Annotated in this window: 13 protein-coding genes; 3 read left to right on the top strand and 10 right to left on the bottom strand. The window is 64.5% G+C overall.

Annotation, left to right across the window (positions count from 1 at the left end):
- Positions 1-139 precede the first annotated feature (139 nt).
- Positions 140-682: a DUF3576 domain-containing protein gene (locus BMI90_RS04045; protein WP_078526251.1), complete on the bottom strand. Its 543-nt coding sequence runs from the start codon at positions 680-682 to the stop codon at positions 140-142.
- Between the two features lie 293 nt (positions 683-975).
- Between BMI90_RS04045 and BMI90_RS04040 the strand changes: the two genes are divergently transcribed.
- Positions 976-1,986 (top strand): porin, encoded by a 1,011-nt coding sequence (locus BMI90_RS04040; protein WP_078526249.1) that lies wholly within the window; start codon positions 976-978, stop codon positions 1,984-1,986.
- Positions 1,987-2,084: 98 nt separating this feature from the next.
- Positions 2,085-2,738, top strand: coding sequence for a YggS family pyridoxal phosphate-dependent enzyme (locus BMI90_RS04035; protein ID WP_078526247.1), 654 nt, complete (start codon positions 2,085-2,087; stop codon positions 2,736-2,738).
- On the opposite strand, the gene BMI90_RS04030 is transcribed toward BMI90_RS04035, so the two are convergent.
- Positions 2,735-3,289: a L,D-transpeptidase family protein gene (locus BMI90_RS04030; RefSeq protein WP_078526245.1), complete on the bottom strand. Its 555-nt coding sequence runs from the start codon at positions 3,287-3,289 to the stop codon at positions 2,735-2,737. The genes BMI90_RS04035 and BMI90_RS04030 overlap by 4 nt on opposite strands.
- On the bottom strand, positions 3,289-4,365 hold the full coding sequence (gene ribA / locus BMI90_RS04025; protein WP_078526243.1) for a GTP cyclohydrolase II: 1,077 nt from the start codon (positions 4,363-4,365) through the stop codon (positions 3,289-3,291). The genes BMI90_RS04030 and ribA overlap by 1 nt, the downstream gene beginning before the upstream one ends.
- Positions 4,366-4,507: 142 nt before the next feature.
- Between ribA and BMI90_RS04020 the strand changes: the two genes are divergently transcribed.
- Positions 4,508-5,194 carry a response regulator transcription factor gene (locus tag BMI90_RS04020; protein WP_078527222.1) on the top strand — a complete coding sequence of 229 codons (687 nt, stop codon included), beginning with the start codon at positions 4,508-4,510 and terminating at the stop codon, positions 5,192-5,194.
- Positions 5,195-5,283: 89 nt separating this feature from the next.
- On the opposite strand, the gene BMI90_RS04015 is transcribed toward BMI90_RS04020, so the two are convergent.
- From BMI90_RS04015 to BMI90_RS03985, 7 genes are all read right to left on the bottom strand, one after another.
- Positions 5,284-5,628, bottom strand: a complete 345-nt coding sequence (locus tag BMI90_RS04015) for a DUF3775 domain-containing protein (RefSeq protein ID WP_078526241.1) — start codon at positions 5,626-5,628, stop codon at positions 5,284-5,286.
- A 67-nt stretch (positions 5,629-5,695) separates the two neighbouring features.
- Positions 5,696-6,313 (bottom strand): aminotransferase class IV family protein, encoded by a 618-nt coding sequence (locus tag BMI90_RS04010; RefSeq protein WP_078526238.1) that lies wholly within the window; start codon positions 6,311-6,313, stop codon positions 5,696-5,698.
- Positions 6,286-7,398, bottom strand: a complete 1,113-nt coding sequence (locus tag BMI90_RS04005) for an aminodeoxychorismate synthase component I (RefSeq protein WP_078526236.1) — start codon at positions 7,396-7,398, stop codon at positions 6,286-6,288. The genes BMI90_RS04010 and BMI90_RS04005 overlap by 28 nt, the downstream gene beginning before the upstream one ends.
- Before the next feature lie 51 nt (positions 7,399-7,449).
- Entirely contained in the window at positions 7,450-8,628 is a 1,179-nt protein-coding gene (gene rmuC, locus BMI90_RS04000) for a DNA recombination protein RmuC (RefSeq protein ID WP_078526234.1), read from the bottom strand.
- Positions 8,625-10,493 (bottom strand): DNA mismatch repair endonuclease MutL, encoded by a 1,869-nt coding sequence (gene mutL / locus BMI90_RS03995; protein WP_078526232.1) that lies wholly within the window; start codon positions 10,491-10,493, stop codon positions 8,625-8,627. Before mutL ends, rmuC begins: the two co-directional genes overlap by 4 nt.
- A 79-nt stretch (positions 10,494-10,572) precedes the next feature.
- On the bottom strand, positions 10,573-11,898 hold the full coding sequence (locus tag BMI90_RS03990; protein WP_078526230.1) for a pitrilysin family protein: 1,326 nt from the start codon (positions 11,896-11,898) through the stop codon (positions 10,573-10,575).
- Positions 11,895-13,247, bottom strand: coding sequence for a pitrilysin family protein (locus BMI90_RS03985; RefSeq protein ID WP_078527220.1), 1,353 nt, complete (start codon positions 13,245-13,247; stop codon positions 11,895-11,897). Before BMI90_RS03985 ends, BMI90_RS03990 begins: the two co-directional genes overlap by 4 nt.
- Positions 13,248-13,365 lie beyond the last annotated feature (118 nt).

The following is a 13,365-nucleotide window of genomic DNA, read 5'->3' as shown; positions in this document are numbered from 1 at the left end:
CACGTCGAATTCTGCGCGTGCTTGCTACACTGGGCACGGGGCCAAGGTCCAGCGGCAGCGGGCATTTGGACAGAAATATCCCCGCCGGAGGCTGGCTCGGGCGGGGATGAGAAAATCGGTTCGGCTGTCCGGGGCGCGATCAGAGCTTCGAGTCGCGGATCCGAAGCTGGCGCGCACGGGTGAGAATCGCATCTTCGACCGCGCGCTGCGTGTCAGGCGATACCGCGCCGCCACGGGTCCGGATCGAGACCTTGAGCGAGCGTGCATCGAGCGCAGGATCGGTGACATAGACAGTTGCCTTGTAGGCGCGCCCGCCACCCGGAGGGGTGCCGTAGCCGGTCACGATAACGCCGGAGAAGGGATCGACTTCCTGAATCGGCAGGAAATCAAGCACTTCGAGCGAGGCCTGCCAGATATATTTGTTCACCTCGACGGTGATGTTCGGGTCGCCCTTGTTGCCAAAAAGGTCCCAGACCGAGGATTTCTTGGCGATGGTGCGGTTGGTGTCATCGGCCAGCGGTTCGTTGTAGCCACTCCGATGGTCGAGCTGATTGGCCGCTTTTTGTTGGGGATTCGCGGCGCTCGCACCGCCCCAGGAGAAAAGCTTCCCGTCGCCGCAGCCCGCAAGCGAGAGGCACAGCCCCAGAATTGCCGTGCTCTTCAGAAGGGTTCTGGTGATCATGCGAAGCGGTCCCCGTCGGCTTTACGTCCTTGAACTTGCCCTTTCTCTAGCCCAAGCCCCCATGCCCGACAAGGTTTTTCCGGGTGAGCAAATCCCACCTTATACGTATACGCGCCCGCGAGGGCACAGGGCGGGGTGATCGGCACTGTGGCAACTCTGCACCATCAACAAGGCTATTCGCTGGGTCGGGGCGCTTTGAGTTGCATTGAGGGGGGTGGAAGAGGAAAAGAGCTTCATACCCAATTCGGATGTCCCTGAGTTGGGGGTTATCTGTAAGACAATGAGGGAAAACGATGAAAAAGGTTCTCTTCGCGACGACCGCTCTCGTGCTGACCGCCGGCGTTGCTGCCGCTGAAGTCACCGTTTCGGGCGACGGCCGCATGGGTGTCCGTTACGACGGTCAAACCGCTACCACCGACAACGAGTGGAACTTCAACAGCCGCGCTCGCGTCACTTTCACCCTGTCGGGTCAGACCGACGGCGGCCTGGAGTTCGGCGGTTCGTTCCGCGCTGACGAGGCTGGCGACTCGGCTAAAAATAACGGCGCTGCTTATGGCCTCGAAGGCTCGGTTTACGTTTCGGGCGCTTTCGGCAAAGTCGAAATGGGTGACGTTGTCGGCGCTTCGGAAGCTCTGTTCGGCGACTTCTACGAAGTCGGTTACTCCGACCTGACCACCATCGGTGGCCTGTCGAACGACATCCCGTATCTGACCGGCGACAACGGCGGCTTCAGCGTTGCTAACCAGGTGGTCACCACCATCGGCACCGGCACCACCGCTGTCACCACCACGGTTGCTGGCGCTTACACCTCGGGCCCGAACCTGCTGTACACCGGCACCTTCGGTGCGTTCTCGGTCGCGGCCTCGATGTCGGACGGCAAAGTTGGCGGCGCTGACGCTGGCCAGGAATACGCGATCGCCGGTGCTTACACCTTCGGCAACTACACCGTGGGCATGGGCTACGAAGTTGCTGACGGCGATTTCGTCGACGTCGACATGCTGACCCTCGCTGGTGTCGCCAAGTTCGGCAACACCTCGGTTAAAGCGGCTGTTTCGCAGCTCGGCAAAGACGCCGACGCGAACTGGTACGGCCTCGGCGTTTCGTCGGTCTTCGGTGCGACCACCGTTGGCGGCTACGTCCAGAAGCTCGACGACAAGTCGGCTGCTGACGCGGACGTGACCTGGTGGGGTATCGGCGCTGAGTACGACCTCGGCGGTGGCGCGGTTGTCAAAGGCGGTATCGCTGATGACGATCTGTCGGGCACCGACGCTGTTGCCGACCTCGGCATCAAGTTCTCGTTCTAATCCTTACGGATCTGAACGAAGGGAAGAGCGGGCCTTGTGCCCGCTCTTTTCTTTTTGGGGTTTGCGGTGTTTCTTGGGCCCCGGAAAAGGAGGGCCTGATGGGACTGAGCGAAATCAAAACCCGAATCGCGGAGGCGGAGCGCGCTGCGGGGCGTGCGTCGGGCTCGGTGAAGCTGATCGCCGTGTCGAAAGTGCAGCCCCCCGAGCGGGTCGAGGCCGTGCTGCGCGCGGGCCATCGTCTCTTCGGTGAGAATTACGTTCAGGAAGCCCAGGGCAAATGGCCGGCCTGGCGCGAAGAATTCCTAGGCTGCGAAGTCCATATGATCGGACCGCTCCAGAGCAACAAGGCGAAGCTCGCCGTGGAGCTTTTCGAGGCGATCCACACGCTCGACCGGCCCTCTCTTGCGAAGAAGCTTGCCAATCTCGCGCAGGCGCGCGGCTCTTCTCCCGACCTTTTCATTCAGGTGAACACTGGTGCCGAACCGCAAAAGGCGGGTGTGCTGCCTGACGATCTTGACGCGTTCGTCGCCGAAGCCCGGAAGATGGATCTACCGGTACAGGGGTTGATGTGCATCCCGCCCGAAAGCGAAGATCCCAGCCCCCATTTCGCGATGCTGGCCGAGATGGCGGTCCGCAACGGGCTCGAGGGGCTGTCGATGGGGATGAGTTCGGATTTCGAGAAAGCCATCGCGGCAGGGGCGACCCATGTGCGCGTGGGCTCGGCCATCTTCGGCGCGCGGGATTATTCCTAAGCCTTGTCGCGGATGCTGAACGCCGGGGGTTTTCCACCCCCGGGCCCCCGGAGGATATTTTTGCCAAGAGGAAGTGGGATGTCGAGCGCGTCGCCCGGCGCGATCCGCTGCGCGATCCAGATCAGGTGGTCGCGGCGGAAGGCAAGGCAGCCGGCTGTTGGGTAGCCCGCGCGGCGGCGCTGATGCAGGAAGATTGCGGAGCCTTTGCCCGGGATTGCCTCGGGATAGTTCCAGTCGGTGATCAGCACGATGTCGTAGAGCGGATCGGCGCGGCGCATCGCTTCATGGGAAGCCGCGAAAGGCATTTTCACGCGCTGGTTATAGTCGGGATGCTCCGGGGCGTCGCACCACAGGTCGCGCGGGCCGATCGGCTCGGCCCAGGGCTGGGGCGGGGAAAGCCGGTCGGGACGATAGAACATGCGCAGAATGTGGAGACGGCCCGCAGGGGTCGCCCCGTCGCCTTCACGTTTGTCAGAGGTGACGCCGCCGCGTCCGATCTCGACGGGAAAACGACGACCGTGAAAGAGGAGCCCGGTCGGGGTCAGCCGCATCACAGGATATGTCCCGACTTCGCGGCCTTGGTGGCGAGATAGGCGGCGTTGTGGCGGCTCATGCCGACCTTGAGGGGCACGCGCTCCACAACCTCGATCCCGTTCGCCTCCAGCATCTTCACCTTGGCGGGATTGTTGGTAAGAAGCCGGACCCTGGAGAAGCCGAGCTTTTTCAGCAGCGCCGCGCCGATACGAAAATCCCTTTCGTCATCCTCGAAGCCGAGCCGATGGTTCGCCTCGACTGTGTCGAACCCCTGATCCTGAAGCGAATAGGCGCGCATCTTGTTGGCAAGCCCGATCCCGCGCCCCTCCTGGTTGAGGTAGAGCAGAACGCCCGTCCCCTCATGGCCCATCATCGTCAGAGCCGCGTCGAGCTGCGGGCCGCAATCGCATTTGAGAGAGCCCAGAACATCGCCGGTGAAACAGGCCGAATGCAGCCGCGCGAGCACCGGTTTCGACCGATCGGGTTGGCCGATCTCGATCGCGTAATGCTCTTCGGCGCCGTCATCAGGGCGGAAGATATGCAGCCGGCCCGCTTCGGCGGCGCGCATAGGCACGCGCGCGGCAGAAACCGGGGCGAAGGCTTGCGGAATGTCGGAGGCGGTCAGCGCTTCTTCGGCAGAAACGCAGGTGAGATCGGAGGGCGCGGGCTCGGGCGCTTCGACTAGAAGGGCTGCGGGCAGAAGCTGGGCGGATTTCGCGAGCCGGATCGCAGCTCGGGCAAGATCGGCATCGCCGCCGCGCAGCGCCTCGAGCGGACCCTTCATCGGCACGCGGAGGTCATCGGCAGGATCGGCCAGGGCGCGCAGCCAGCGCAGATCTGCCTCCGCAGGCACTTTGATCCGCGCGACATCCTCGTCATAGACGCGCGCCTTGAGCGTCGAGGCCCGCCGCGCGGTGATTGCCAGCACCAGCGGCCCCAGCGCGCGCAGCGCCTCCAGCCGTTCCGGAGAGAGCGTCTCGACCGCCACGGCAAGGCGACCCGATAGCAGGACCGGCACCCCCATGCGCAGATCCGCGCGGGCGCGATTGAGTCTCTCGGTGGGGCTGGGCCCAAGGGTGAATTTGCCGCTCATGCGCTCTGAGATAGCCCCGACTGTAACAAATTGAAATATCTCCGCGCGATTTGACACGTCCGCGTGAGATTGGTTTCACTCCCCTTGCCATGCAAGCGAATGCGCAACAGCTATGCGTCAAATGCAAGTGGAGGCGGAACAGATGGCGACCTTGAAGAAAGTTCTTTTGGTTGACGACGATACCGATCTGCGCGAGGCGCTGGCCGAGCAGCTGATCGCGACGGACGATTTCGATGTGTACGAAGCCGGGAACGGTCACGAAGCCGTGGATAAGGCCAAGTCGGCGCTTTACGATCTCGTCGTGCTCGATGTGGGCCTGCCCGATACCGACGGCCGCGAGCTGTGCAAGAAACTGCGCAAGCAGGGCGTGAAATGCCCGATCATCATGCTCACCGGCCACGATACCGATGCCGACACGATCCTCGGCCTCGACTCGGGCGCGAATGACTACGTCACCAAACCCTTCAAGTTTCCCGTGCTCCTCGCCCGCCTGCGCGCCCAGCTGCGCACCCATGAGCAGTCCGAGGACGCTGTCTTCCAGCTTGGCCCATATACGTTCAAGCCGGCGATGAAGATGCTGGTCGACGACAAGGACCGCAAGGTGCGCCTCACCGAGAAGGAAACCAATATCCTCAAGTTCCTCTATCGCGCCACCGATGGCGTGGTGCCGCGCGATGTGCTGCTGCATGAGGTATGGGGCTACAATGCGGGGGTGACCACCCACACGCTCGAGACTCATATCTATCGCCTGCGTCAAAAGATCGAACCCGATCCCTCGAACGCGCGTCTGCTTGTGACCGAATCGGGCGGCTACCGTCTGGTGGCCTGATCCCGTCTCTCTTTGTGTCAGTGTCTCTTGGTAACACGTGACGAGGGCGGTCCCTGCGGGGGCCGCCTTTGTCGTTTCAGTCGGTGAAATCAGACGGAGGGGTAGATGTCTTCCTCTGCCTCTTCGAGGCTGATGCCGAGCGCGTTCAGCCCGTCTTCGAGATGATCGGCGAGCATCGGATTGCCGAGCAGGTAATCCTCGGTCGGCGCGGTGGCCTCGGCCTTGGCGGTCTGCATCGCCTCGTCGAGTTCGGAAGCGTCGAAGGTGTCGCGGCCGATCCACATTACGGCGGTCAGGGCCGCCTGTTCGTCCTCGTTGAGGGCGGCGATGAAGGCGCGCAGTTCACGGGCCTGACCCGAGCCGGGCACGTCCGCGTCGAACTTGCGCGCGCGGATGATGACATGGGCAATCTTGGCCGGGCTGATGGTGAGCATGGGTCCCTCCGTTTATGGGCTTATAATCCCGTCAATGCGCGGCGTGTGCAAGCGTTTGCGTGTCGCGTCAAGCCCGCGCAGGGATCAGGCCGCGCAGAGAGTTGCCCATGAAGATCTCGCCTTGTGCCAGATCCTCTGGCCGCAGGAGGGCTTCGCGCGCCGCTCCCGTTTCCAGAAGCTCTTCGCGCAGGATGCCCGGCAGCAAGCCGCAGGCGAGTGGCGGGGTCAGGTAGATCCCGCCGCGTTTCAGGAAGAGGTTGGTGATCGTGCCCTCGCAGATCTCGCCGCGCTCGTTGAGCAGGATCGCCTCGTCGATACCGTCTGGCAGGGCGGCGCGGGCGGCGTCGTAGGGCGCGCGCGCCGTGGTCTTCAGGCGCAGCATCGGGTCCTGGCTGTCGAGCGTGACGCTCGAGATATGGATGCGCCAGGCGGTGGTCGGGGTCAGGGGCGCGGAGGTGATCTCGATCGCTCCCTTGGCATCGAGGGTCAGGCGCACGCGCAGGGGGCTTGCGCCCGAAATCGCTGCGAGGGCTGCGGTCAAGGCAGTCTTGTCGAGCGGGTAGCCGAGCTGCGCGGCCCCGCGGGCCAGCCGCGCGATATGGCGGGCGCGGCGCCGGATTCCCTCGCCGGGATGCCAGCCGAAAGTCTCGATCAGTTTCAGATCTGCAGGAACCGGGTTTTCCAAAGCGCTTCCTCATATTCGCCATGGGCGGTGGAATCATAGACCAACCCGCCGCCGACATTCACCCGCCATTGGCCGGGGCCGGTCTGCATCAGCGTGCGGATCGCGACGTTGAACTCCATCCGGCCGTCGGGCGCCGTCCAGCCGATCGCGCCGCAATAGATGCCGCGCGGGTCCGGCTCCAGCTCGCGGATGATCTCCATCGCGCGGATCTTCGGCGCGCCTGTCACCGAGCCGCAGGGGAACATCGCGCGCAGGATCTCGGGGAGGTCGGCGCCGGGGACCAGTTCGCCCTCGATCTCCGAGATCATCTGGTGGACCGAGCGATAGGTCTCGACCTCGAAGAGGCGCGGCACCTTGACCGAGCCCGGCGCGCAGATCCGCGAGATGTCGTTGCGCAGCAGATCGACGATCATCAGGTTCTCGGCGCGGTCTTTCTCGGCCCCCATCAGATCGGCCTTCAGCGCGGCGTCCTCTTCGGCGGTCGCCCCGCGCGGGCGGGTGCCTTTCATCGGGCGCGTGACGATCTTGCCACCCTCGACCCGGAAGAAGAGCTCGGGCGAGCGCGACAGCAGCCGCACCCCGGCCAGCGCGACATCGGCCCCATGGGGGACTTGGCCGGCGCTGGACAGGGCAGCGTAAAGCGCCTCGGGCGGGGCGTCGCACATCACGGGCACCGGGAAGGTCAGGTTCACCTGATAGCAATCGCCCGCGCCGATATAGTCGTGGACCGTCTCGAATGCCTCGGCATAACGCGCCTCGGACCAGAGCGGTTCGCCCAGCTCGATCTGCGGCGCGTGCTCGGACACCGGCGGCGGCAGGTTCTCGGGCGCGTCGTAAACCCCGAAGGCCAGCAGCGGCAGATCGCGATGTTCCGGCAAGAGCGGCGCGAGGCGTTCGGTCAGGCAATAGCCCAGCTCATAGGCGGCGAACCCGGCCAGCCAGCGCCCCTCGGCCTGCGCGCGCGTGATCGCCGCGAAAGCTGCGGGCAGATCCTCCGGCGCATCGGCGCGGATGACCTCGTGGGGGTCGCGGAAGCGGCAGCGTTGGCCGGCCGGCCCCCTGTCGAAACGGACCTCGTCATTCATGGGCGCACTCTATGCCAGTCTCCGAAGGCTCAGGCAGCCGAAAAGCGACGCTTAGCTCTTATTTTCGCTAACCGAGACGAGCTGCGGTTGCGCGGGGACATCGGGGGCAAGCTCCTCGAAATCGAAATTATCCAGGCGGCGCGCGCGCTTTCCGGCCTTCTCGGCCGAGATCTTGATCTCCGCGATATCCTTCGCGGCCTGGCCGAAATGTCGGTCGAGGTTCTCGACGCGCGTGCCGAGACGGTCGACATCCGAGTAAAGCGCGGCCAGTTCCTTGCGGATCGCGCCTGCCTGTTCGCGCATCCGCGCATCCTTCAGAACCGCGCGCATCGTGTTCAGCGTCGCCATGCAGGTCGTGGGCGAGACGATCCAGACCTTTGCGGCAAAGCCCTCACGCACCAGTTCGGGGAAGTTCGCGTGCAGCTCGGCATAGACGGCTTCCGAGGGCAGGAACATCAGTGCGCCATCGGCGGTTTCGCCTTCGAGAATGTATTTCTCCGAGATCGCCTTGATATGCGCGCGCACGGCCGACTTCATCGCGCGGGCGGCTTCTTGCAGTTCCCATTGGGTGTCCGCGCGGCGCAGCGCCTCATAGGCCTCCAGCGGGAATTTCGAGTCGATCACGATCGGTCCGGGCGGGTTGGGCAGGTGGATCAGGCAATCCGCGCGCTTCCCGTTCGACAGCGTCGCCTGCATCGTGAAGCTGTCCGAGGGCAGCGCCTTGCCCACGATATCGTGCAGCTGGATTTCCCCGAACGCCCCGCGCGTCTGCTTGTTCGACAGGATGTCCTGAAGGCTCAGCACATTGCCCGAGAGCTTCTCGATATTGGCCTGCGCCTTGTCGATCGCTTCGAGCCGCTGATGCAGGTCGCCTAGGGATCGCGCCGTGCGGGTCGCGGTGCCGTGCAGGCTCTCGCCCATCGCGCGGGAGACATCGGCGAGACGCTGTTCCATCAGGGCAAGCACCTTGGTCTGGCTCGCGGCCTGCGCCTCGGAGACATGATGCAACCCGCCGGTCAGTTGTTGCTGCCCGTCCGAGAGGTTCTGAACGCGCTGCGCGAGCAGGTTCATCTGGCCGATCATCGGGTCCATTGCGCGGGTCTGATGGCTCGCTGCGCGCAGGATGGCGATCATCAGGAAAAGCACGATCACAAGCGCGGCCGCCCCGGCCAGAAGGCCGAGGGTCAGTGGGTCGTTCAGGTTCAGGGTCATATCGCCGATCTGGATCATGTGCGCCCGAAGAGCCTTTCGATATCGCTGAGTTTCAGTTCGACATAGGTCGGGCGCCCGTGGTTGCACTGGCCGGAATGGGGGGTGGCTTCCATCTGGCGCAGGAGGGCGTTCATCTCGTCGGCGCGCATCTGGCGGCCCGAGCGGATCGAGCCGTGGCAGGCCATCCGGCTCAGAACCGCCTCGATCTTGGCCTGCACCAGCTGGCTGTCGCCCAGATCGGCAAGCTCATCGAGCACGTCGCGCAGCAGCGCTTCGGCGTTGATCTCGCCGAGAACGGCAGGGGTTTCGCGCACGGCAATCGCCGTGCCGCCGAAGGGTTCGATGGTCAGGCCCAGGCGGCCAAGCGCCTCGGCATGTTCCAGCAGCAGTGCCGCGTCGCCTTGGGACAGCTCCACGATCTCGGGGATCAGCAAGGCCTGCGCGGGCACGCCGTTTTCGGCCATCTGAGCTTTCAGCTTTTCATAGACCAGCCGCTCATGCGCCGCGTGCTGATCGACGATGACGATGCCGCGTTCGGTCTGAGCGATGATGTAGTTCTCATGCACCTGCGCGCGGGCGGCGCCGAGCGGTTTCTCGGTCAGCGCGGGCTCTGCGGGGGCCGTGGCTTCGGCGCGCGCAGAGGGCGCATAGTCGAAACGCGGGGCGGGGGCCTCGTTGAAGACCGGCTCGATCAGCGGGGCCTGCGCAGCATAGGACGTGCGCATCGCGCCATAGCTCGGGCGGTCCATCTGGTAGATACGCGGCGGCTGGTCGGCGGTAGGTTCTGGACGCATCGCGCCCAGCGTCGCCTCGGCTACGGTCGAGGAGGCGCGATGGCCCGCCTGCGCAAGCGCGTGGCGCAGCCCGGTCACGATCAGTCCGCGCACGGTGCCCGCCTCGCGGAAGCGCACCTCGGCCTTGGCCGGATGCACGTTCACGTCGACGCGCTCGGGGTCGCAGGTGATGAAGAGGCAGGCGGCGGGGTGACGCTCGCGGCTCAGGAAATCCATGTAAGCCGCGCGCAGTGCCCCGATCAGCTGCTTGTCGCGGACCGGGCGGCCGTTGACGAAGAGGAACTGCTCCACCGCCGCACCGCGCGAATAGGTGGGCAGCGCGGCATAGCCCGTCAGGCGGATCTCTTCGCGCTCGGCCTCGATCTTCACGGCGTTATCGGCAAATGCGCGGCCGATCACCCGGCCGAGCCGCGCCGCGAGCGCGTCGAACAGCTCGCCCTGTTCGGCATCGGCGCGGAAGATCTCGCGCGATTTGTCATTCGAGACATCGGTGAGAGTGAAGCTGACATAGGGTTCCGCCATCGCGAGGCGCTTCATCACGTCCGCGATTGCCTGTGCCTCTGCCCGGTCGGTGCGCATGAATTTCAGCCGCGCGGGGGTCGCGAAGAACAGGTCGCGCAGTTCGACCACCGTGCCCCGATTCAGCGCCGCAGGTTTCACCGGGCCGATCTGCCCGCTGGCGACGGTGATCTGGCAGGCGTCGAACCCGTCCGCGCGCGAGGTGATCGTCAGTCGGCCCACCGCCCCCAAGGACGGCAGCGCCTCACCGCGAAACCCGAAGGTGTGGATATTCAGAAGGTCCGAGCCGTCGATCTTCGAGGTGGCGTGACGCGAGAGTGCCAGCGGCAGATCCTCGGCGGTCATCCCGCAGCCATCGTCGCTCACGCGGATCAGGGTCTTGCCGCCATCGGCGTAATCCACCGCGATCCGGGTGGCGCCCGCGTCCAAAGCGTTCTCCACCAGCTCCTTGACTGCGGAGGCCGGGCGCTCGACCACCTCGCCCGCCGCGATGCGGTTTGCCGCAGCGTCATCGAGTTGACGGATCACCGGGCGTTCGCCCGTGCCTATGTTGCGGTTGTGCTGGTTCATTCCACTAGGGATAGCATGGCGGAGGTCTCATCTAAAGAGATTCGCGCCATCTATCCCCAGCGAAATCTGGCCGACTAAATCAGTTCAGCCCTTGCGGGCGCCCGACCACGACAAAGGTCAGCTCTTTCGCGTCGAGAATACGCTCCGCGACACGCGCGATATCCTCTTTCGTGACCGCGTTCACCTTGTCGTTGCGGGTGTCGATATAGCTGCGATCCATACCGTTGAGCTGCATGCCGGTCAGGATCCCCGCGATCGTGCCATTGCCGTCGAAGCGCAGCGGATAGGCTCCGCTCAGGTAGGTCTTGGCGTCTTCAAGCTCCTTGTCGGTCACCTTTCCGGTGGCTGCCTTGCGCCATTCCTCTTCCACCACGGAGATCGCCTCGGCGACCTTTTCATTGGCCGAGGCGAAGCTGCCTTGCCAGGTCTTCGCGAGGTCCTTGTCGACGATGTAGGAGGCGATGCCATAGGTCAGGCCGCGCTTCTCGCGCACCTCATCCATCAGCCGCGACGAAAAACCGCCAGCGCCGAGGATCTGGTTGAGCACATAGGCCGGGAAGAAATCGGGATCGCTCATCGCGATACCCTTCTGGCCGAACATGACCACCGATTGCGGGCTGTCGAAATCAACCGTCGTCACGCCGCCCTTCAGTTCGGGTGCGACGGCGGGCGGCATCTCGGCCCCTGTTTCGGGGAGATCCCCCAGGAGCTTGTCGAGCATAGGGCCGAGCTCTTCGGGCGTAATATCGCCCACGGCCGAAATCACCATGTGATCGCGCGTCATCACGCGGTCCTTGGCCGCGAACATGTCCTCGCGCGTCAGCCCCTTCACGCTCTCCTCGGTGCCGTTGAGCGAGCTGCCATAGGGGTGGTCGCCATAGGCGATTTTGCGGAAAGTCTCGGCGGCGATGGCGTTGGGATCTTGCTTGTCCGAGGCGATGATCGCGAGAACCTGCTGGCGCACGCGGTCGATCGCGGTCTGGTCGAAGCGCGGATTGACCAGCGCCTCGCGCAGCAGGCTGACCGCCTTGTCGCGGTTTTCGCTCAGCATCCGGGCCGAAACCTCGAGGGAATCATCCCCGACGTCGAAGCTGAACTGCGCCGCGAGCGCCTCCTGCGCCTCGGCGAATTGCTGGCTGTCCATCTGACCGGCGCCCTCTTCGAGGGTTGCGGTCATAAGGTTGATCGCGCCGCGCTTGCCGGGTGCATCGAGACTCGCACCGCCCTTGAAGGCAATGTCGAGTGCGGTGAAGGGGATGTCGTGATTCTCGACGAGCCACGCCTTGATGCCGCCGGGGGAGGTCACCTCCTGGATCTCGATGGCGCGGGCCGGCAGGGCGAGGATCAGCGCGAAAAGGGTCGCCATCGCGAGACGCGCGGCGATCGGGAAACGGGTATGGATCATTGCGTGACCTCCTGCGCGGGGGCGGGCGGGACGGCCGGGGCCGCAGCGGCGAGCGGCTTGCTCGCGGGTTCGGCGTAGCCGGTGACCGAGTTGCGCGCCTCGAACAGATCATGGGCGGCGGCCATCACGTCCTCTTCGGTGACCGAGGTCAGCACATCGGGCCAGGCATCGACATCCTGCACGGAAAAGCCCGAGGCCAGCGCCTCGCCATAGCGGCGCGCGAGCCCCTGGGTGTTGTCGCGCGAATAGATCTCGGCGGCTTTCACCTGCGTCTTGATCCGGGCGAACTGATCGGGGTCGATCCCTTCGGTGAGGAACTGTTCGATCGCATGATCGAGCGCCTTTTCGGCTTCGGGAAGGCTTACATCCTTCGCCGGCATGACCGAGATGTTGAAGGTGGTCTGGTCGATCGACATGCCGTCGTAATAGGTCGAGGCATAGATCGCTGTGCCGTCACCATAGATCAGCTTGCGGCCAAGCACCGAGGTCGCCTGATTGCCGCCGAGAATTTCCGACAGCACGGTCAGGGCGGCGGCGCGCTTCTGATCGCCCGGGTTGCGCTCGGGGGCGAGATAGGAGCGCACGAGATAGGGCTGGGCCACGCGGTCATCGCGGAAGGTGATGTGGCGCGCGGCGCGTTGCGGCGGCTCTTGCGGGCGCGCGCGCGGCTGCAGATCTTCGGTCGGCTTCAGGGCGCCGTAGTACTTTTCGGCCAGCGCCTTCACCTCATCGGGCTTTACATCGCCTGCGACCACCAGAACCGCGTTATTCGGTGCGTAATATTCGTGATACCAGTTCAGCGCGTCCTGCCGCGTCAGCCCCTCCATCTCCTTGCGCCAGCCGATTACCGGCGTGCCATAGGGCGAGTTGAGGAACTGGGCGGCGCGCTCTTGCTCGTTGAACAGCGCCGAAGGGTTGGAATCGGTGCGCTGTGCGCGTTCTTCGAGGATTACCTGCAATTCGGTCTTCGCGTCATCGGTAGAGATCCGCAGGTTGCGCATCCGGTCCGCTTCCATCTTCATCACCAGCGGCAGACGGTCGGCGGCGATGCGCTGGAAATAGGCGGTGTAATCGTAGCTCGTGAAGGCGTTGTCCGAGCCACCATTGGCGGCGACCGTCTTCGACAGCTCGCCCGGTGCCATCGTGTCGGTGCCCTTGAACATCAGGTGTTCCAGGTAATGCGCGATGCCCGATTTCCCGCGCTTTTCATCGGCGGATCCGGCCTTGTACCAGACCATATGGACCACGACCGGGGCGCGGTGATCTTCGATCACGACGCCCTTGAGGCCGTTCTCCAATTCGAAGGTAGAGACGTTACCGGCGACTGCCGGGCTCAGACCTGCCAGCATCAGCAGGGCGAACAGGAACGCGCGCAATGCCCAACTCCTCACAAGACACAGTTGCGAGCAAGATAGGCACTCCCGCGCGCCGTGCAAAGCACGCTGACGGTCTCGTGATGGGATTTCG

Source organism: Thioclava sp. L04-15, from assembly GCF_002020275.1.
Taxonomy (GTDB): domain Bacteria; phylum Pseudomonadota; class Alphaproteobacteria; order Rhodobacterales; family Rhodobacteraceae; genus Thioclava; species Thioclava marina.
The sequence above is the reverse complement of the archived record's forward strand: the minus strand, read 5'-3'. Positions and strand labels throughout refer to the sequence as shown.

Bases quoted from the DNA above. Each gene is read 5' to 3' on its own strand.
- BMI90_RS04045 (WP_078526251.1), bottom strand. From the start codon at position 682: ATGATCACCAGAACCCTTCTGAAGAGCACGGCAATTCTGGGGCTGTGC.
- BMI90_RS04040 (WP_078526249.1), top strand. From the start codon at position 976: ATGAAAAAGGTTCTCTTCGCGACGACCGCTCTCGTGCTGACCGCCGGC.
- BMI90_RS04035 (WP_078526247.1), top strand. From the start codon at position 2,085: ATGGGACTGAGCGAAATCAAAACCCGAATCGCGGAGGCGGAGCGCGCT.
- BMI90_RS04030 (WP_078526245.1), bottom strand. From the start codon at position 3,289: ATGCGGCTGACCCCGACCGGGCTCCTCTTTCACGGTCGTCGTTTTCCC.
- ribA (WP_078526243.1), bottom strand. From the start codon at position 4,365: ATGAGCGGCAAATTCACCCTTGGGCCCAGCCCCACCGAGAGACTCAAT.
- BMI90_RS04020 (WP_078527222.1), top strand. From the start codon at position 4,508: ATGGCGACCTTGAAGAAAGTTCTTTTGGTTGACGACGATACCGATCTG.
- BMI90_RS04015 (WP_078526241.1), bottom strand. From the start codon at position 5,628: ATGCTCACCATCAGCCCGGCCAAGATTGCCCATGTCATCATCCGCGCG.
- BMI90_RS04005 (WP_078526236.1), bottom strand. From the start codon at position 7,398: ATGAATGACGAGGTCCGTTTCGACAGGGGGCCGGCCGGCCAACGCTGC.
- rmuC (WP_078526234.1), bottom strand. From the start codon at position 8,628: ATGATCCAGATCGGCGATATGACCCTGAACCTGAACGACCCACTGACC.
- mutL (WP_078526232.1), bottom strand. From the start codon at position 10,493: ATGAACCAGCACAACCGCAACATAGGCACGGGCGAACGCCCGGTGATC.
- BMI90_RS03990 (WP_078526230.1), bottom strand. From the start codon at position 11,898: ATGATCCATACCCGTTTCCCGATCGCCGCGCGTCTCGCGATGGCGACC.
- BMI90_RS03985 (WP_078527220.1), bottom strand. From the start codon at position 13,247: ATGCTGGCAGGTCTGAGCCCGGCAGTCGCCGGTAACGTCTCTACCTTC.